Raw genomic sequence first — 19,142 nt, forward strand, 5'->3', positions numbered from 1 at the left:
CCCCGGGGTGACGGCATCCGGCCATCACCCGTGACGGGGAGGCACGACGGATGGAACGAGAGCACAGCGAGACCGGGTCCGCCGCGCCCGTCGCCCGGCCGGTCAGGGGCGTGGGCCTGCTGACCCGCATCGAGCGGGCGCTGGGCACCGGGACCGCCGCCTACCTGCCCGGGGACGGCTGGATACGGCTCACCCTCCCGCTCGACGACGGCGGCCCGGCGCCCGTCACCGTGGACGTGGTCGCCGACACCCTGCGGGCCCCGCACGGGATCGCGTACCTGCTGCCCGGCGGTGGCCTGAACTTCGCGGCGGACTTCTTCACCCCGGCCCGCGACAACCTGGCCCACCACCTGCGCCGCCAGGGCCTGCTGGTGGTCGGGGTGACCCCGCGCGAGGACGCCGCCCGCCCCGAGGAGGTCACCGCGGACTTCGGACTGGCCGCGCACCGCCGGGACCTGGCGGCCGTGGTGGCCGCGCTGGACTCCGTACTGGGCCTGCCGTACGCGTACGCGGGCCACTCGGCCGGCGCCGCCCTGGCCCTGGACGCGGCCTCCCACGACTCCTCGGAGCGGCTGCTGCGGGTGCTGGCCCTGGACACGACCGGCCCGTACGCGGGAGCCCTGGCCGAGCGGGCCGCCGAGACCCGGGAGGCGTACGAGGAGCAGCTCGCGCGGGGTGTCCACGCGGCCGACCCGGGCCTGGCGGCGCTGGTCGCCCGGGCGGTCGCGGACCCGGCGGGCGCGTCGCAGGCGCCCTGGCCGCCGGACCCGGCCCGGCGCTTCACGCACGCGGGCCTGGCCCACTTCGCGCTGCTGCGCACCGCGGCCCTGCCCGGTCCGGCGAACTGGATCTACCGCCAGGGCCACGCCGCGGGCGAGTACGTCTTCGGCGCCTCCCCCGCCGAGGACCGCTTCGCGCCGGCCCACACCCCGCTGGCCGCCTGGCACGCGGCGACGGCGGCCCTGGGCAGCGGGCTGGTCCCGACCGCGCTGATGCGGGACCTCGCGGCGGTGTGGGCGGGCGACGGCAAGGCGTACGGGATCGCGTGGGAGCGGATCCGCTGCGAGGTGGTGTGGGTCAACACCGAGCTGGGCCGGGGCGACGAGCCGCGCGGCGCGGAGCTGATCCGGGCGGCGGGCAACGACCGGGTCCGCTTCGCCGTGGTCCCGGGCTACGGGCACGGCGACGCGGTCTGGTCGCGGACGGCGGCGGCGGACGTCTGGCCGCTGCTCCGGGGCTGAGGGGACGGCGCAGCCCCCGGCCGGTGAGGGTTGGCCGGGGGCTGCTGGTGCGGCGGGGCGCCGGGCCCGGGCGGTCGCGGCCCGGGGGACGGCCCGGGCTCAGTGGTTGCGGGGGAAGCCCAGGTCGACGCCGGCGGGGGCGTCGGCCGGGTCGGGCCAGCGGGTGGTGACGACCTTGCCGCGCGTGTAGAAGTGGATGCCGTCGTTGCCGTAGATGTGGTGGTCGCCGAAGAGCGAGTCCTTCCAGCCGCCGAAGGAGTGGTAGCCCACCGGCACCGGGATCGGGACGTTGACGCCGACCATGCCGGCCTGGATCTCCAGCTGGAAGCGGCGGGCGGCGCCGCCGTCGCGGGTGAAGATCGCGGTTCCGTTGCCGAACGGCGAGGCGTTGATGAGGGCCACGCCCTCCTCGTAGGTCTCGGTGCGCAGCACGCACAGGACCGGGCCGAAGATCTCGTCGCGGTAGGCGTCGGAGTCGGTCTTCACGTGGTCGAGCAGGGACAGGCCGATCCAGTGGCCGTTCTCGTACCCGTCGACCGTGTAGCCGGTGCCGTCCAGGACCACGTCGGCGCCCTGGGCGGCCGCGCCCTTGACGTACGAGGCGACCTTGTCGCGGTGGGCGGCGGTGATCAGCGGGCCCATCTCGGAGGTCGCGTCGTTGCCGGGGCCGATCTTGATCTTCTCGGCGCGCTCGCGGATCTTCTCGACCAGCTCGTCGGCGATGGCGCCGACGGCGACGACCGCCGAGATGGCCATGCAGCGCTCGCCGGCCGAACCGTACGCGGCGGACACGGCCGCGTCGGCGGCGGCGTCCAGGTCGGCGTCCGGGAGCACCAGCATGTGGTTCTTGGCGCCGCCCAGTGCCTGGACGCGCTTGCCGTTGGCGGAGGCGGTGGTGTGGATGTGGCGGGCGATCGGGGTGGAGCCGACGAAGGAGACGGCGGAGATGCCGGGGTGGGCGAGGAGGGCGTCGACGGCGACCTTGTCACCGTGGACGACGTTGAGGACGCCCGCCGGCAGGCCGGCCTCGGTCATCAGCTCGGCCAGCTTGACGGAGGCCGACGGGTCCTTCTCGCTCGGCTTGAGGATGAAGGTGTTGCCGCAGGCGATGGCCAGCGGGAACATCCACATCGGGACCATCGCGGGGAAGTTGAACGGGGTGATGCCCGCGACCACGCCGAGCGGCTGGCGGATGGCGGAGACGTCGACGCGGTTGGAGACGGAGGTCGACAGCTCGCCCTTGAGCTGGGTGGTGATCCCGCAGGCCAGCTCGACGATCTCCAGGCCGCGCGCGACCTCGCCCAGCGCGTCGGAGTGCACCTTGCCGTGCTCGGCGACGATCAGCTCGGCGATGGCGTCGCGGTGGGCGTCCAGCAGGGCGCGGTAGGCGAAGAGCACCTTGGTGCGGGCGGCCAGCGAGGACTGACCCCAGGTGAGGAAGGCTTCCTGGGCGACCTTGACGGCCGCGTCGACCTCCTCGGCGGAGGCCAGGGCGACCTGCGTGGTGACCTCGCCGGTGGCGGGGTCGGTGACCGGGCCGTAGTTGCCCGACGCGCCCTCGACGGTCTTGCCACCGATCCAGTGGTTGACGGTCTTCATTGTGCTGCTCCTTCACAGATGGCGACGTCGCTGCGCGGCTTGCCGGTCGTACTCTTCACGGGCCAGGGCCGCCGACGCACGGGTCGCGGTCTCGGCCACAGGAACATCCCACCACGCCTGTGCCGGGGGCGGGCCCGACACAGTGTCGGGTGTTCGGGTCTGTGCGTAGACACATGTGGGCCGGTCCGACAGGCGGGCCTCGGCCAGGGCTTTTCGCAGGTCACCGATGGTGCGGGTGTGGATCACGGCCATCCCGAGGGAGGCGGCGTTGGCCGCGAGGTCGACCGGAAGCGGGTCCCCGGTGTACGCGCCGCCGGGTGCCCGGAAGCGGTAGGCCGTGCCGAAGCCCTCGCCGCCGACCGCCCCGGAGAGCCCTCCGATGGAGGCGTAGCCGTGGTTGTCGAGGATGACCACCTTGACGGGGATCCCCTCCTGGACGGCGGTGACGATCTCGGTGGGGTTCATCAGGTACGAGCCGTCGCCGACGAGCGCCCACACCGGGCGGTCCGGGGCGGCGAGGGCCACGCCGAGGGCGCCGGGGATCTCGTAGCCCATGCAGGAGTAGCCGTACTCCACGTGGTACTGGTACGCGGAGCGGGCCCGCCAGAGCCGGTGCAGGTCGCCGGGGAGCGAGCCGGCCGCGTTGACGATCACGTCGGTGTCGTCGACGAGGGCGTCGAGGAGGCCGAGCACCTGGGCCTGGGTGGGGACGGCGTCCCCGTCGGGGGCGTGGAAGGCCTGGTCCACCAGGGCCTCCCAGAAGAGCTTGGCCTTGCGGTACGTCCGCTCGTACGCCGGGTCCACGCGGTGGCCCGCCAGCTCCGCGCGCAGCGCGTCCAGGCCCTCGCGGGCGTCGGCGACCAGCGGCAGCGCGGCCTGCTTGTGGGCGTCGTACGGGTCGAGGTTGAGGCCGAGGAAGCGGACGCCGGGGTCCTGGAACAGGGTCGAGGAGGCGGTGGTGAAGTCGGTCAGCCGGGTCCCGGCGGCGATGACCAGGTCGGCGGCGCGGGCCAGGTCGTCGGCGGTGGCGGTGCCGGTGTGGCCGACGGCGCCGACCTCGGCGGGGTGGTCGTGGCGCAGTGCGCCCTTGCCGGCCTGGGTGGCGGCGACGGGGATGCCGGTGGCGTCGGCGAAGGCCCGCAGGGCGTCCTCGGCGCCGCTGTGGCGGATGCCGCCGCCGACGACGAGGAGGGGCCGGCGGGCCGCCCGTACGGCCTCGGCGGCGGCCCGCAGCTCGTCGGTGTCGGGCCGGGGGCGGCGCACCCGCCACACCCGCTCGGCGAAGAACTCCTCGGGCCAGTCGTACGCCTCGGCCTGCACGTCCTGCGGGAGCGCGAGGGTGACGGCGCCGGTCTGCACGGGGTCGGTGAGCACCCGCATCGCCTGGAGCGCGGCCGGGACCAGGGCCTCGGGGCGGGTGATCCGGTCGAAGTGGCGGGACACCGGCCGCAGGGTGTCGTTGACGGAGACGTCACCGGCCCAGGGCACCTCCAGCTGCTGGAGCACCGGGTCGGCGGGCCGGGTCGCGAAGGTGTCCCCGGGCAGCAGGAGCACCGGGATCCGGTTGATCGTGGCGAGGGCGGCGCCGGTGACGAGGTTGGTGGCGCCGGGCCCGATGGAGGTGGTCACGGCGTGCGCGGAGAGCCGCCCGCGCTGCCGGGCGTACCCGACGGCGGCGTGCACCATGGCCTGCTCGTTGCGTCCCTGGAGGAAGGGCATGGCCTGCGGCCCGCTCTCCAGCAGCGCCTGCCCGATCCCGGCGACGTTCCCGTGCCCGAAGATCCCCCAGGTGGCGGCGATCAGCCGGTGCCGGCGCCCGTCGCGCTCGGCGTACTGCACGGACAGGAAGCGCACGAGGGCCTGCGCGGTGGTGAGCCGGACGCTGCGCCGGGCCGTCACGGGGTCTCCTCGGGTCGGGGGGCGGTGGGTTGCGCACGGGGTCCCGTGCCGGGGTCCGGGGTCCGGGGGAAGGGGAGGCGGGGGTCGACGGCCCGGGCGGGCCAGGTGTCGCGGATCCAGGCGTGGTCGGGGTGGTCCCGGATCAGCCACTCGCGCTCCGCGTCCGGGCCGGCCATCACGTTCAGGTAGTACATGTCGTGCCCGGGCGCGGCGATCGACGGGCCGTGCCAGCCGTCGGGGATCAGGACGACGTCACCCGACCGCACCTCGGCGAGGACGTCGGTCTTCCCCGCGGGCGAGGGCGTCACGCGCTGGTACCCGACGCCGGGGGTGCCGCCGTGCGGGGCGATCTCGTAGAAGTAGATCTCCTCCAGGCGGGACTCCTCGCCCGGGTGGTGCTCGTCGTGCTTGTGGGGCGGGTACGAGGACCAGTTCCCGCCGGGGGTGAGCACCTCGACGGCGATGAGCCGGTCGCAGTCGAAGGCGTCGGCGGCGGCGAAGTTGTGCACCTGCCGCGAGCACTGGCCGGCGCCGCGCAGCTCGACGGGCACCGCGGCGGCGGGGCCGTACCGCGCGGCCAGCCGCCGCTCGCACCGCGCCCCGACGAGCGCGAACCGGCCGCCCGCGGCGGAGGCGATGCCGGCGCGGGCGTCCCGCGGCAGGTACGCGAAGTCGGTCGGCCCGTCGAACACCGACGCCCGCCCCCGCAGCGGGATGCTCCCGGCGGAGTTGGCCGCGTAGCGGACGTCGCAGGCGCCCGACAGGGGGAGGACGATCCACTCCGCGTCCCCGCACGTGTGCGCGTACTCCTCCCCCGGCGCCAGTTCCAGCACCACCAGCCGGGTGAGTTCCATCCCCGCCTCAGACCGCACCGGCACGTCCCAGCACCTCCTCCACCTCGTGCGGGAACGGCATCGCCGACGAGCACGCCAGCCGCGAGGCCACGATCGCCCCGGCGGCGTTGGCGTACCGCAGCACCCGCTCCAGGTGCCAGCCGGCCAGCAGCCCGTGGCACAGGGCGCCCCCGAAGGCGTCCCCGGCGCCGAGCCCGTTGACGACCTCCACCTCCACCGGCGGCACCTCCACCGCCGTCCCGTCGCGGTGGACCGCGAGGACGCCCCGCGGCCCCCGTTTGACCACCGCCAGCTCCACCCCGGCCGCGAGCAGCGCCTCCGCGGCGGCGTACGGCTCGCGGCGGCCGGTGGCCACCTCGCACTCCTCGGTGTTGCCGACGGCCACCGTCGCCAGCCCGAGGGCCCGCTCGTACCAGGGCTGCGGCGGGCCGTCCCACAGCGTCGGCCTCCAGTCGAGGTCGAAGACCGTGGGCCCGGACTTCGAGCGGGCCTCCAGCGCGGCCAGGGTCGCGGCGCGGCTCGGTTCGGCGCTCAGGCCCGTGCCCGTCATCCAGAAGACGCGCGCCGCCCGCACCGCCGTCCGGTCGATCTCGTCCGGGGCGATCTCCAGGTCGGGCGCCTTCGGGAGGCGGTAGAAGTAGAGGGGGAAGTGGTCGGGCGGGAAGACCTCGCAGAAGGTGACGGGTGTCGGGTGGGCGGCGACCTCCGTCACCCACCGGTCGTCGACCCCGAACGCCCGCAGCTCGGCGCGCAGGTACGCGCCGAAGGGGTCGGCCCCGGTGCGGGTGATGACGGCCGTGCGCCGTCCCAGCCGGGCGGCCGCGACGGCGACGTTGGCCGGCGAGCCGCCGAGGAACTTGCCGAAGGTGTCGGCCTCGGCCAGCGGTACGCCGGTCTTGAGCGGGTAGAGATCCACCCCGATCCGCCCCATCGTGATCAGGTCGTGGACGGCCCGTCCGTCCGACGTCTGCACAGCCGGTTCTGCTCCCACGCGTTCTCCCACTCGTCCTCCCTCTTCGCCCAAGCCCGCACCTAAGGTGGCCGTCATGACCTCCTCCCCGCCCGCGTTGACCCGTATCCGTGTCGGTTCGGCTCCGGACTCCTGGGGTGTCTGGTTTCCGGAGGATCCCCTGCAGACCCCCTGGGAACGGTTCCTCGACGAGGTCGCGGACGCCGGGTACGAGTGGATCGAGCTGGGCCCGTACGGGTATCTGCCCACCGATCCGGTCCGGCTCGCCGACGAGACCGCCAAGCGCGGGCTGCGGGTGTCCGCGGGCACCGTCTTCACCGGACTCCATCACGGCCCCAGCGTCTGGGAGCAGACCTGGGCGCACGTGTCGCGGATCGCCGCGCTGGCCCGGGACACGGGGGCGGAGCACCTCGTCGTGATCCCGGCCTTCTGGCGCGACGACAAGACCGGCGGGATGCTGGAGGACCCGGTCCTGAGCCCCGCCCAATGGCGTGAGCTGACGTCCCAGACCGAGCGCCTGGGCCGGGAGGTGCGGGAGCGGTACGGGCTGCGGATCGTGGTCCACCCGCACGCGGACACGCACATCGACACCCCGCAGAACGTGGCCCGGTTCCTGGACGCCACCGATCCGGCACTGGTCTCCCTGTGCCTGGACACGGGGCACTACGCGTACTGCGGCGGGGACAGCGTCGAGGCGATCGAGACGTTCGGCGAGCGGATCGGCTACCTGCACCTGAAGCAGGTCGACCCGCGGGTCCTCGCCGAAGTGCGGGCGCAGGGGACGCCGTTCGGCCCGGCGGTGGCGCGCGGGGTGATGTGTGAGCCGCCGTCCGGGGTGCCCGCGCTGGAGCCGGTGCTGGCGGCGGCGCAGCGGCTCGGGGTGGAGCTGTTCGCGATCGTGGAGCAGGACATGTACCCGTGTCCGCCGGAGCGTCCGCTGCCGATCGCCCGGCGCACCCGTGCCTATCTGCGCTCCTGCGGCGCCCGTTGACGACCCCGAACCCCTGGAGGACAGACATGAGCACGCTCGGCATCGCCGTCATCGGCACCGGGAAGATGGGCGCCGACCACGTCCGCCGGATCGGCGAGGCGGTGGGCGGGGCGCGGGTGGTGGCCCTGGCCGACCCGGACGGGGACCGGGTCAAGGAGGTCGCGGCGGGCCTGGACGGGGCGGGCGCGTACACCGATCCGGCCGCGGCGGTGGCGGCGCCGGGGGTGGACGCCGTACTGATCGCCTCGCCGGGACCGGCCCACGAGGAAGCGATTCTGCACGCCCTGGGGCGGGAGTTGCCGGTGCTCTGCGAGAAGCCGCTGACGCCGGATCCGGAGGGGGCCCTGCGGGTGCTGGAGGCGGAGCGCAGGCTCGGCCGGCGGCTGGTGCAGGTGGGGTTCATGCGGCGCTTCGACGCCGAGTACGAGCGGCTCAAGGAGCTGCTGGACGCGGGCGGGATCGGCCGGCCGCTCTTCCTGCACTGCCGCCACCGCAACGCCGCCTCGCCGTCCTTCTTCACCAGCGACATGCTGATCAGCGACTCGGTGGTGCACGAGGTGGACGCGGCCCGCTGGCTGCTGGGCCAGGAGGTGACGGCGGTGACGGTGCTGTCCCCGACGCCGTCCTCGGCCGCGCCCGAGGGGCTGCGCGATCCGCGGCTGGTGCTGCTGGAGACCTCGGGCGGGGTGGTGGTGGACGTGGAGATCTTCGTGAACTGCGGGTTCGGCTACCAGGTGCAGTGCGAGGCCGTCGGCGAGTCGGGCAGTGCCCGGATCGGTGACGGGCACGCGATGGTCGTCCAGTCGGGCGGCCGCTGGGGCGGGGAGATCACCCAGGACTTCACCACGCGCTTCGCCGACGCCTACGACCGGCAGGTGCGGCGCTGGGTGGCGGCGGCCGCGCGGGGCCGGGTGGACGGCCCCGACGCCTGGGACGGGTACGCGGCCGCCGCCGTGTCGGAGGCCGGGCTGGCAGCGGCGCGCAGCGGCGTACGGACCCCGGTGCGGCTGGCGGAGCGGCCGCGGCTGTACGCCCGCTGAGCGCGCGGGGTCGGGCCCGGGAGCCCCGCCGGGGCCCGGCCGGGCCCACCACGGGGGGGGAGGGCTCCTGTGTCACTTACGTCACGGGAGTCGCCGTCGTGTCACACATGTCCGTACTACGCGGGTTTTCCGTCACAGGGAGTTCACAGACCCTCCCCCGCCCTCACCGAGCGTCGTTCTCCGGGCACAACCCGAGTGATCGTCAGTGTCCACGCGCCGGCTCCCCCGACGGCCTCCCGGCCGGCCCCGCGCCGTGGACCAGGAGGTGGCGTGGATGAGCGACCGACAGCTGTGGTCCTACAAGGAGATCGCCGCCCATATCCGGGTCCAGCCGGACACCGTGCGCTCCTACCGCAAGCACGGACTGCTGCCCGCCCCCGACCACGTGGAGGGCGGCAAGCCCTACTGGTACGCCGACACCATCCGGACCTGGGTCTCGCGCCGCCCCGGCAACCGGGGCCGCCGCGAGGAGTGATCCGGCGGCGGGCGCACCGTGGTGGCCATGATGGGGGTGGACGCGCGCCCAATTCCCGCTCAATACCCCCTAGGGGTATAGACTGGGAGAGACAGACGTCCCCCCGACAGAGGAGAACGACATGACCGCCGTGACGGTAACCGTGTACAAGGTCACCGGGATGACCTGCGGGCACTGCGAGGGCGCGGTGACCGCCGAGCTCACCGCCCTTCCCGGCGTGACCTCGGTCAAGGCCGTCGCCGCCACCGGCGAGGTCACCGTCGAGTCCCAGGCCCCGCTCTCCGAGGAGGACGTGCGCGCCGCCGTGGACGAGGCCGGGTACGAGCTCGCCGGCGTGGCGGCCTGAGCCAGGCCCCGGCACCCCTCGCACGGCAGTACCCGCCGGGCCGCACCCGCCAGCTCATACTGGACCGTACGGCCCGGCCCTCCCCCTGGAGCGGGAACATGAGCAGCAGCACAGTGCACGACGGGCCCATAACGGAGGCCCCCGCCTCCGAGGTCGAACTGACGATCGGCGGGATGACCTGCGCCTCCTGCGCGGCCCGCATCGAGAAGAAGCTCAACCGGATGGACGGCGTCAGCGCCACCGTCAACTACGCCACCGAGAAGGCCCGGGTCTCCTACGGCGGAGCGGTCCAGGTGGCCGACCTGATCGCGACCGTGGTCAGGACGGGCTACACCGCCGAGGAACCCCCGCCGCCACGTCCCGAACCGGAAGCGGAAGCGGAGCCCGGGGACACCGCCGCCGTACGCGACCCCGAACTCGCGGCGGCACGGCAGCGGCTGCTGGTGTCCGCCGTCCTGGCCCTGCCGGTGGTCCTGCTCTCGATGGTCCCGGCCCTCCAGTTCGACAACTGGCAGTGGCTCTGCCTCACCCTCGCCTCACCCGTCGTGGTGTGGGGCGCCCTGCCCTTCCACCGGGCCGCCTGGACCAACCTCCGGCACGGCGCCGCGACCATGGACACCCTGGTCTCGGTCGGCACGCTGGCGGCCTACGCCTGGTCGCTGTGGGCGCTGTTCCTCGGCCACGCCGGCATGCCCGGCATGCGGCACGGCTTCGACCTCACCGCCGGGCGGACGGACGGCTCCTCCGCCCTCTACCTGGAGGTCGCGGCGGGCGTCGTGACCTTCATCCTGCTCGGCCGCTACCTGGAGGCCCGCTCCAAGCGGAAGGCGGGCGCGGCGCTGCGTGCGCTGATGGAGCTGGGCGCCAGGGACGTGGCCGTCCTGCGCGACGGCCGCGAGGTGCGGATCCCCGTCGGCGCGCTCGCGGCCGGGGACAGGTTCGTGGTCCGGCCCGGCGAGAAGATCGCCACCGACGGCACCGTCGTCGAGGGCTCCTCCGCCGTGGACGCCTCCATGCTGACCGGGGAGTCCGTCCCGGTCGACGTCACCCCCGGGGACGCCGTCACCGGCGCCACCGTGAACACCTCCGGGCGGCTCGTCGTCGAGGCCACCCGGGTCGGGGCCGACACCCAGCTCGCCCGGATGGCCCGCATGGTCGAGGAGGCCCAGAACGGCAAGGCCGAGGTGCAGCGGCTCGCCGACCGGATCTCCGCCGTCTTCGTGCCCGTCGTCCTGCTCCTCGCGCTCGGCACCTGGGTCGTGTGGCTGCTGCTCACCGACGACCCCACCGCCGCGTTCACCGCCGCCGTGGCCGTCCTGATCATCGCCTGCCCCTGCGCCCTGGGCCTGGCCACGCCGACCGCGCTGATGGTCGGCACCGGCCGGGGCGCGCAGCTGGGCATCCTGATCAAGGGGCCGGAGGTGCTGGAGTCCACCCGGCGGGTGGACACCGTCGTGCTCGACAAGACCGGGACGGTCACCACCGGCCGGATGACCCTCACCGGGGTGCACGCGGCCGAGGGCGTGGACGAGGGGGAACTGCTGCGGCTCGCCGGCGCCCTGGAACACGCCTCCGAGCACCCGGTGGCCCGGGCGGTCGCCGCCGGTGCCGCCGAGCGGGCCGGGGAACTGCCCGCGCCCGGCTCGTTCGAGAACCTCGCCGGCCTGGGCGTCCGGGGCACGGTCGAGGGGCACGAGGTCCTGGTGGGGCGCGAGCGGCTGCTCAGGGACCACGGCATCACCCTGCCCGCCCCGCTCGCCGCGGCCAGGGAAGCCGCCGAGGCCGCCGGCGCCACCGTGGTGCTGGCCGCCTGGGACGGCGCGGCCCGCGGGGCGCTGACCGTGACCGACGCCGTCAAGGGGACCAGCGCCGAGGCCGTGGCCCGGTTGCGGGCCCTCGGCCTCACCCCGGTGCTGCTGACCGGCGACAACAGGGCCGTGGCCGAGGCGGTGGCGCGGGAGGTGGGCATCGACGAGGTGATCGCGGAGGTGCTCCCGCAGGACAAGGTGGACGCGGTCCGCCGGCTCCAGGCCGAGGGCCGCACGGTCGCCATGGTCGGCGACGGTGTCAACGACGCGGCCGCGCTCGCCCGGGCCGACCTGGGCCTCGCCATGGGCACCGGCACCGACGCGGCCATCGAGGCCGCCGACCTGACCCTCGTACGCGGTGACCTGCGGGTGGCGGCGGACGCGATCCGGCTCTCCCGGCGGACCCTGGCCACCATCAAGGGCAACCTGTTCTGGGCCTTCGGCTACAACGTGGCGGCGCTCCCGCTGGCCGCCGCGGGGCTGCTGAACCCGATGATCGCGGGGGCCGCGATGGCGTTCTCGTCGGTCTTCGTGGTCACCAACAGCCTGCGGCTGCGCTCGTTCCGCTAGAGGACCTCCTCCCCGTTCCCTCCACAGGTCCTTCACTGGAGACGCAGATCACAGTGATGGCAACGTAACCATCCGGGGTGGTCACGGGTCTAATGGGGCGATGCCGGAAAACGTCTTGGGGGACGTTTCACGGAGGTCCTTGGGGGGGCTTCCGGGCATCCGCCGGCCGGGACGCGTGCCCTCGGGAAGCTTTGAGCGGCCCACCCGACCCGAACGGGTCCCGGCACCCACCGACGCCCCGGCGCGGATCCCGTGGGGGGAATCCGCCGCCGGGGAAAAGGGAAGCGCCCCGACCGTCGACCCGTGGGGGGATCGACGGCGGGGCGCTTTCCGCGAACCGGAGCGGCCGGGAGGACCTAGCGGGCCTCGACCGGGACGAACTCGCGCAGGACCTCGCCGGTGTAGATCTGGCGCGGGCGGCCGATGCGGGAGCCGGGCTCCTTGATCATCTCGTGCCACTGCGCGATCCAGCCGGGAAGGCGGCCGAGCGCGAAGAGCACGGTGAACATCTCGGTCGGGAAGCCCATGGCCCGGTAGATCAGACCGGTGTAGAAGTCCACGTTCGGGTAGAGGTTGCGGGCGACGAAGTACTCGTCGGCCAGCGCGTGCTCTTCCAGCTTGAGCGCGATGTCCAGCAGCTCGTCGCTCTTGCCGAGCGCCGAGAGGACGTCGTGCGCCGCCGCCTTGATGATCTTCGCCCGGGGGTCGAAGCTCTTGTAGACGCGGTGCCCGAAGCCCATGAGGCGGACGCCGTCTTCCTTGTTCTTCACCTTGCGGATGAAGGCGTCGACGTCGCCGCCGTCGTTCTTGATGCCCTCGAGCATCTCCAGGACGGACTGGTTGGCGCCACCGTGCAGCGGGCCCCACAGGGCCGAGATGCCGGCGGAGATCGAGGCGAACATGTTCGCCTGCGAGGAGCCGACCAGGCGCACGGTGGAGGTCGAGCAGTTCTGCTCGTGGTCCGCGTGCAGGATCAGCAGCTTGTCGAGCGCGGAGACCACGACCGGGTCCAGGTCGTACTCCTGGGCCGGCACGGAGAAGGTCATGCGCAGGAAGTTCTCGACGTAGCCGAGGTCGTTGCGCGGGTAGACCACCGGGTGGCCGACCGACTTCTTGTACGCGTACGCGGCGATCGTCGGGAGCTTGGCCAGCAGACGGATCGTCGAGAGGTGGCGCTGCTTCTCGTCGAACGGGTTGTGGCTGTCCTGGTAGAACGTCGACAGCGCGCTGACCACGGACGACAGCATGGCCATCGGGTGGGCGTCGCGCGGGAAGCCGTCGTAGAACCGCTTCACGTCCTCGTGCAGCAGCGTGTGCTGGGTGATCTCGTTGCGGAACGACGCGAGCTGGTCGACCGTCGGCAGCTCACCGTTGATCAGCAGGTAGGCGACCTCGATGAAGGTCGAGCGCTCCGCCAGCTGCTCGATCGGGTAGCCGCGGTAGCGCAGGATGCCCTGCTCACCGTCGAGGTAGGTGATCGCCGACTTGTAGGCGGCGGTGTTGCCGTAGCCACTGTCCAGCGTGACGAGCCCGGTCTGGGCCCGGAGCTTCGAGATGTCGAAGCCCTGGTCACCGACGGTGCTTTCGACCACCGGGTAGGTGTATTCACCGTCCGCGTACCGGAGTACTACAGAGTTGTCGCTCACGTCATCCCTCACCGACGTAGTGCCTCTTCTTCGAGGTGCCCTGACTGCCTCTACCTTCCCCCATTTGGCGCAGGAGAGTGCACTCGGGGTCGGCCTTTGGTCTCTTTGACGGCACTGAGTGCCTTCAACCTGCTCATCCTGCCCCCTCCCCACCTGTTGTCGGAACCCCAAATGATCGATCATCTAGGTGATGTTTCCCACCGAGACCCGGCCGGCGAGCCGCGCGGCCACCGCCGTGTACCTCCTGCCTGCGGAAACGGTACGCACCGCCTGCCCCAGGGCCTTGCGGGACCCGACCAGGACGACCAGTTTCTTCGCCCTGGTCACGGCCGTGTACAGCAGGTTCCGCTGGAGCATCATCCAGGCCCCGGTGGTGACGGGGATCACGACCGCCGGATATTCACTCCCCTGGGAGCGGTGGATGGTGACGGCGTACGCGTGCGCCAGCTCGTCCAGCTCGGCGAATTCGTACCCCACCTCCTCGTCCTCCTCTGTACGCACCGTCAAGCGCTGCTCGTCCGGGTCCAGAGCGGTGACCACGCCGACGGTGCCGTTGAAGACGCCGTTGGCGCCCTTCTCGTAGTTGTTGCGGATCTGGGTGACCTTGTCGCCCACCCGGAAGACCCGGCCGCCGAACCGCTTCTCGGGCAGGCCCGGCCGGGCCGGGGTGATCGCCTGCTGGAGCAGGCCGTTGAGGTTCCCCGCGCCGGCCGGGCCCCGGTGCATGGGGGCCAGGACCTGGACGTCCCGGCGCGGGTCGAGTCCGAACCGGGCGGGGATCCGGCGGGCGGCCACGTCCACGGCGAGGAGCCCGGCCGCCTCCGTGTCCTCCTCCGGGAAGAGGAAGAAGTCCGGCAGGCCGTCGGTGATGGGCGGCACCCCGGTGTTGATGCGGTGCGCGTTGGTGACGACGCCCGACTGCTGCGCCTGGCGGAAGATCCGGGTCAGCCGGACGGCCGGCACCGGCCCGCCCTGCGCCAGCAGGTCCCGCAGGACCTCGCCGGCGCCGACCGAGGGCAGCTGGTCCACGTCGCCGACCAGCAGCAGGTGCGCTCCCGGCGCCACCGCCTTGACCAGCTTGTTCGCCAGCAGCAGGTCCAGCATCGAGGCCTCGTCGACCACGACCAGGTCGGCGTCCAGCGGCCGGTCCCGGTCGTACGCCGCGTCCCCGCCGGGCTTGAGCTCCAGCAGCCGGTGCACGGTGGAGGCCTCGGCCCCGGTCAGCTCGGACAGCCGCTTCGCGGCGCGGCCCGTGGGGGCGGCGAGCACCACCTTGGCCTTCTTGGCCCGGGCCAGCTCCACGATGGAGCGCACGGTGAAGGACTTGCCGCAGCCGGGCCCGCCCGTGAGCACCGCCACCCGGCGGGTGAGGGCCAGCCTGACCGCGTCCCGCTGCTCGGGGGCGAGGCTGGCCCCGGTACGGCCGGCGAGCCAGCCGAGGGCCTTGTCCCAGTCCACGTCCTGGAAGCCGGGCATCCGGTCCTCCTCGGCGTTCAGCAGCCGGCGGACCTGGCCGACCAGCGAGAGCTCCGCCCGGTGGAAGGGGACCAGGTAGACCGCGGTGAGGGGATCGGGGCCGCCCTGGGGGTCGGGCACGGGCTCCCGCACGACGCCCTCCGGATCGGCGGCGAGCTCGGCCAGGCACTCGATGACCAGCCCGGTGTCCACCTGGAGCAGCTTCACGCCGTCGGCGATGAGGCGCTCCTCGGGGAGGAAGCAGTGCCCCTGGTCGGTGGACTGGGACAGGGCGTACTGGAGGCCGGCCCTGACCCGCTCGGGGCTGTCGTGCGGGATGCCGACGGCCTGGGCGATGCGGTCGGCGGTGAGGAAGCCGATGCCCCAGACGTCGGCGGCGAGCCGGTACGGCTGGTTCTTGACCACCGAGATGGAGGCGTCCCCGTACTTCTTGTAGATGCGGACCGCGATGGAGGTGGAGACGCCGACGCCCTGGAGGAAGACCATGACCTCCTTGATGGCCTTCTGCTCCTCCCACGCGGCGCCGATCAGCTTCGTCCGCTTGGGGCCGAGGCCGGGGACCTCGATCAGCCGCTTCGGCTCGGCCTCGATGACGTCGAGGGTGTCGAGGCCGAAGTGTTCGACGATGCGGTCGGCGATCCTCGGGCCGATGCCCTTGATGAGGCCGGAGCCGAGGTAGCGGCGGATGCCCTGGATGGTGGCGGGCAGGATCGTCGAGTAGTTCTCGACGGTGAACTGCCTGCCGTACTGGGGGTGCGAGCCCCAGCGGCCCTCCATGCGCAGGGACTCGCCGGGCTGCGCGCCGAGCAGCGAGCCGACGACGGTCAGCAGGTCCCCCGCGCCGCGGCCGGTGTCGACCCGGGCGACCGTGTAGCCGCTCTCCTCGTTGGCGTAGGTGATGCGCTCCAGCACCCCCTCGACGACTGCCGGTTGCACCGCCCCGTTGTTCACCATGGCACGAAGCTACAGTCCGCCGCCGACAGGGCGCCGGGGCCTGTGGACGAACGAAAGGGGGTCCGGCCTCGCGGCCGGACCCCCTCACGGTTACCCCTCCCTCGTCGGACTTCCCGATCCCCCCAGATCCCCACCCGGAAGTCCCGACGTTCCATACGACCCGCGTGGCGCCCGGAGGGTTGCATGCGGAATCACAGCTTTACCTTTCCATTACGTTCAGCCACCCGGGGAGTACTCCGAGGTGCCGTGAAATCACCGCACACGTAGCGTTTCCGGCATGAGCGACTCTTCCTTCGAGGACGACGTACTGGGCGAACTGGGCGAGGACAGGCTCCAGGAGATCGCCACCCTGCTCGGCACCGACACCGACGACGCCCGCGCGACCGTCTCTCAGACCGTCGGGGCGATGACCGGCGGTCTCCAGGAGAAGGCCGACGCCGGCGACGACGAGGTCCGCCAGGCCTTCGCGGAGGTGTCCGAGCCCCCGCTCCAGGGCGTGGCCACCCTCGGCGGCGGCCTCGGCGGCCTGCTCGGCGGCGGGATGATGGCCGGGGTGCTCTCCAAGGTGAGCAGGCCGGTGGCCAACGCCGTCTCGAAGAAGACCGGCATCCCCGCGCCGACGGTCATGCGCGTCATCGAGCTGCTGATCCCCGTGGTGATGGCCGTCTTCGCCAAGCGCGCCGCGGGCAGGGGCTCCGCCACCGCCGGGGCCCCGGGTGCCGCCGCCCCGGGCGCCGCGGCCTCCGACGGTCCCGGCCTCGGCGACCTGCTGGGACAGATCCTGGGCGGCAGGAAGTAGCCACGTCCCGCCCGTCGGCCCCGCGCTATCCTCGGCAGCCATGGAGACTTCCGCCGCGGCGGTGCGGCTGCGGGAACCGGGGCCCGGTGAGCTGGGCTGGATCGTGCAGCGCCACGGCGCGCTGTACGCCGCCGAGTACGGCTGGAACCAGGAGTTCGAGGGGCTGGTGGCGCGGATCGTCGCGGACTTCGCCGAGGACCACGACCCCCACCGGGAGCGGGTCTGGATCGCGGAGTACGAGGGCGAGCCGGTCGGCTCGGTGATGTGCGTGCGCGAGGACGGCTCGCCCGGCACGGCCCGGCTGCGGCTGCTGCTCGTGGACCCCGCCGGGCGCGGCCTCGGGGTGGGCACCCTGCTCATCGCCGCCGTCGTCGCCTTCGCCCGTTCGGCCGGTTACCGCGAGCTGGTGCTGTGGACCAACGACGTGCTGACCGCGGCCCGTTCGCTCTACGAGCGGGCCGGCTTCACCCTGGTCGCCGAGCGCCCGCACCGCTCGTACGGGGTCTCCCTCACGGGGCAGGACTGGCGGCTGCCGCTGCGCGAGGACCCCCCGCGCTGACCGGGCCCGTACGGGTCTTCGCGCGCGCGGGGGCCAGCGAGGTCAGGCCCACCCCGCCGACCAGCAGCACCGCCGCCACCCAGCGCGGCCCCGAGATCCCCTCGCCGAGCACCAGCGCGGCCGAGGACATCCCGAACACCGGCACCAGCAGCGAGAACGGCGCCACGGACGAGGCCGGGTAGCGGCGCAGCAGGTAGCCCCAGGCGCCGAAGCCGAACACCGTGGACACCCAGGCGACGTAGCCGATGACGGCCACGCCGGACCAGTCCAGGGCGCGCAGCGCGGCCAGGTCCCGGCCGGGTCCCTCCAGCAGCAGCGAGAGCCCGAACAGCGGGACCACCGGGACGGTGCACACCCACACCATGAAGTTCAGCGCGTCGGGCGGGGCGGCCTTGCGGGTGAGCACGTTGGACACGCCCCAGCAGGCGGCGGCCGCGACGACCAGGACGAAGCCGGTGACGGGCCCGGACAGGCCCCGGTCGACGGCGGCCACCGCGATCCCCGCCAGCGCCACGGCCATGCCCAGCAGCCGCACCCGGCCGGGCCGCTCGCGCAGCACGACGGCGGCCAGGGCGGCGGTGAAGACGGCCTGGACCTGGAGCACGAGCGAGGACAGCCCGGCCGGCATGCCGGCCGCCATGCCCGTGAACAGCAGCCCGAACTTGGCGATGCCGAGGGCGGCGCCGACCCCGAGGACCCACTTCCAGGCGACCTTGGGGCGCCCCACGAAGAACACGGCGGGCAGCGCGGCCACGAGGAAGCGCAGCGCGGACAGGAGCAGGGGCGGGAAGTGGCCGAGGCCGATCTCGATGACGACGAAGTTGAAGCCCCAGACGGCGGCGACGAGTACGGCGAGTGCGGTGTGTACGGGACGCATGCTCCGAGCATCGACGCCCGGATCATGTAGCACCAGCGCGGATCCCTACCGGGATGGATGAAGCAGTGCTTACGATTGGCGGATGCTCGACCTGTCCCGGCTGCGCGCCCTGCACGCCGTCTCCGTCCACGGTTCGGTCGCGGGCGCGGCGGCCGCCCTCGGCTACACCCCCTCCGCGGTCTCGCAGCAGATCGCCAAGCTGGAGCGGGAGACCCGCACGACGCTCCTGGAGCGGCGCGGGCGGGGGGTCGCGCTCACCGAGGAGGCCCGCCACCTGGCCGACACCGCCCGTGAGCTGCTGGCGATCGTGGAGCGCGCCGAGACCACCCTGGAGGAGCGGCGCGGCCGGCCGAGCGGCCTGCTGACGGTGGCGGCCTTCGCGTCGGCGGCGCGCGGCCTGCTGCCGGGGGTGCTGGCCGAGCTGGCGCGACGCCATCCCGCGCTGGACGTACGCCTCACGGAGGTCGACCCCCACCTGTCGGTGGACCTGGTCGCCCGGGGCGTCACCGACCTGGCGGTGGCCCACGACTGGGACATCGCCCCGCTGCCCGCCCCCGAGGGCGTGGAGCAGGCCGTCATCGGCGACGACCCCTGCGATCTGGTGGTCCCGGCCGGACACCCCTTCACCACCCGGCGGGCGGTGCGCCGGACGGACCTGGGGGGCCAGCGGTGGGTGTGCCAGCCGCCCGGGCGGGTGTGCCACGACTGGCTGGTGCGGACCATGCGCACGGCGGGGTTCGAGCCCGACATCGCGCACACCGCCGAGGAGAACCACACGATCGTCGCGCTGGTCGCGGCCGGCCTCGGGGTGGCGGTCGTTCCCCGGCTGGGTACCGGGGCGCTGCCGCCGGGCGCGGTGGCCGTACGGCTGGAGCCCGGGCCGGTGCGCAGGCTGTACGCCCTGTGGCGGACGGGAGCGGCCCGCCGGCCCGCGATCACCGAGACCGTGCGCACCCTCCAGGGCCACTGGACGGCGGCGCGGGAGCGTCCCTAACGGGCCATTCCCGAGTGTCCGTCAGGCGTGGCGCCGGGTACGGC

General features: G+C 73.5%; 15 protein-coding genes and 1 pseudogene. 9 read left to right on the forward strand and 7 right to left on the reverse strand.

The genetic code is table 11. The features are described from left to right. Nucleotides 1-50: 50 nt before the first annotated feature. The gene (locus D1J60_RS12645) at nucleotides 51-1,241 is read left to right on the forward strand and encodes a hypothetical protein (protein ID WP_125821168.1); all 1,191 of its coding nucleotides are present in this window, start codon (nucleotides 51-53) and stop codon (nucleotides 1,239-1,241) included. Between the two features lie 99 nt (nucleotides 1,242-1,340). On the opposite strand, the gene D1J60_RS12650 is transcribed toward D1J60_RS12645, so the two are convergent. From D1J60_RS12650 to iolC, 4 genes are read right to left on the reverse strand one after another with little or no spacing between them, the layout of a single operon-like run. Continuing rightward, nucleotides 1,341-2,840: a CoA-acylating methylmalonate-semialdehyde dehydrogenase gene (locus tag D1J60_RS12650; RefSeq protein WP_125821169.1), complete on the reverse strand. Its 1,500-nt coding sequence runs from the start codon at nucleotides 2,838-2,840 to the stop codon at nucleotides 1,341-1,343. 12 nt (nucleotides 2,841-2,852) lie between these two features. Then, on the reverse strand, nucleotides 2,853-4,739 hold the full coding sequence (gene iolD, locus D1J60_RS12655; RefSeq protein WP_125821170.1) for a 3D-(3,5/4)-trihydroxycyclohexane-1,2-dione acylhydrolase (decyclizing): 1,887 nt from the start codon (nucleotides 4,737-4,739) through the stop codon (nucleotides 2,853-2,855). Beyond that, entirely contained in the window at nucleotides 4,736-5,593 is an 858-nt protein-coding gene (iolB, locus tag D1J60_RS12660; protein WP_125823992.1) for a 5-deoxy-glucuronate isomerase, read from the reverse strand. The genes iolD and iolB overlap by 4 nt, the downstream gene beginning before the upstream one ends. A gap of 7 nt (nucleotides 5,594-5,600) precedes the next feature. Further along, nucleotides 5,601-6,524 (reverse strand): 5-dehydro-2-deoxygluconokinase, encoded by a 924-nt coding sequence (gene iolC / locus D1J60_RS12665; RefSeq protein WP_125823991.1) that lies wholly within the window; start codon nucleotides 6,522-6,524, stop codon nucleotides 5,601-5,603. A gap of 115 nt (nucleotides 6,525-6,639) precedes the next feature. On the opposite strand from iolC, the gene D1J60_RS12670 reads away from it, so the two are divergent. From D1J60_RS12670 to D1J60_RS12690, 5 genes are all read left to right on the forward strand, one after another. After that, a complete protein-coding gene (locus D1J60_RS12670; protein WP_125821171.1) occupies nucleotides 6,640-7,554 on the forward strand; it encodes a sugar phosphate isomerase/epimerase in 915 nt (304 codons plus the stop codon). 26 nt (nucleotides 7,555-7,580) lie between these two features. Next, the gene (locus D1J60_RS12675; protein WP_125821172.1) at nucleotides 7,581-8,594 is read left to right on the forward strand and encodes a Gfo/Idh/MocA family oxidoreductase; all 1,014 of its coding nucleotides are present in this window, start codon (nucleotides 7,581-7,583) and stop codon (nucleotides 8,592-8,594) included. A gap of 274 nt (nucleotides 8,595-8,868) precedes the next feature. Further along, complete coding sequence (locus tag D1J60_RS12680) at nucleotides 8,869-9,069, forward strand: MerR family transcriptional regulator (RefSeq protein ID WP_042800909.1); 201 nt, start codon at nucleotides 8,869-8,871, stop codon at nucleotides 9,067-9,069. Nucleotides 9,070-9,190: 121 nt separating this feature from the next. Beyond that, nucleotides 9,191-9,415 carry a cation transporter gene (locus D1J60_RS12685; RefSeq protein WP_125821173.1) on the forward strand — a complete coding sequence of 75 codons (225 nt, stop codon included), beginning with the start codon at nucleotides 9,191-9,193 and terminating at the stop codon, nucleotides 9,413-9,415. Nucleotides 9,416-9,513: 98 nt separating this feature from the next. Beyond that, nucleotides 9,514-11,793 (forward strand): heavy metal translocating P-type ATPase, encoded by a 2,280-nt coding sequence (locus D1J60_RS12690; protein ID WP_125821174.1) that lies wholly within the window; start codon nucleotides 9,514-9,516, stop codon nucleotides 11,791-11,793. Nucleotides 11,794-12,149: 356 nt separating this feature from the next. Here the strand turns inward: D1J60_RS12690 and D1J60_RS12695 are convergent, their stop codons facing one another. Then, on the reverse strand, nucleotides 12,150-13,439 hold the full coding sequence (locus tag D1J60_RS12695) for a citrate synthase (protein ID WP_007264147.1): 1,290 nt from the start codon (nucleotides 13,437-13,439) through the stop codon (nucleotides 12,150-12,152). Between the two features lie 183 nt (nucleotides 13,440-13,622). Beyond that, nucleotides 13,623-15,869: an ATP-dependent RecD-like DNA helicase gene (locus tag D1J60_RS12700; protein ID WP_125821175.1), complete on the reverse strand. Its 2,247-nt coding sequence runs from the start codon at nucleotides 15,867-15,869 to the stop codon at nucleotides 13,623-13,625. Between the two features lie 277 nt (nucleotides 15,870-16,146). Here D1J60_RS12700 and D1J60_RS12705 point away from each other — a divergent pair, with 277 nt between their 5' ends. Then, nucleotides 16,147-16,668: a DUF937 domain-containing protein gene (locus tag D1J60_RS12705; protein ID WP_125821176.1), complete on the forward strand. Its 522-nt coding sequence runs from the start codon at nucleotides 16,147-16,149 to the stop codon at nucleotides 16,666-16,668. A 67-nt stretch (nucleotides 16,669-16,735) separates the two neighbouring features. After that, nucleotides 16,736-17,227, forward strand: a pseudogene (locus D1J60_RS12710) (GNAT family N-acetyltransferase); the annotation flags it as partial. On the opposite strand, the gene D1J60_RS12715 reads toward D1J60_RS12710, so the two are convergent. Further along, nucleotides 17,178-18,104, reverse strand: coding sequence for an EamA family transporter (locus D1J60_RS12715; protein ID WP_125821178.1), 927 nt, complete (start codon nucleotides 18,102-18,104; stop codon nucleotides 17,178-17,180). The pseudogene D1J60_RS12710 and the gene D1J60_RS12715 sit on opposite strands and share 50 nt — an antisense overlap. A gap of 82 nt (nucleotides 18,105-18,186) precedes the next feature. Between D1J60_RS12715 and D1J60_RS12720 the strand changes: the two genes are divergently transcribed. Then, nucleotides 18,187-19,098 carry a LysR family transcriptional regulator gene (locus tag D1J60_RS12720; protein ID WP_125595329.1) on the forward strand — a complete coding sequence of 304 codons (912 nt, stop codon included), beginning with the start codon at nucleotides 18,187-18,189 and terminating at the stop codon, nucleotides 19,096-19,098. Nucleotides 19,099-19,142: the final 44 nt, after the last annotated feature.

The organism is Streptomyces sp. W1SF4 (assembly GCF_003950035.1).
Lineage (GTDB): Bacteria > Actinomycetota > Actinomycetes > Streptomycetales > Streptomycetaceae > Streptomyces > Streptomyces racemochromogenes.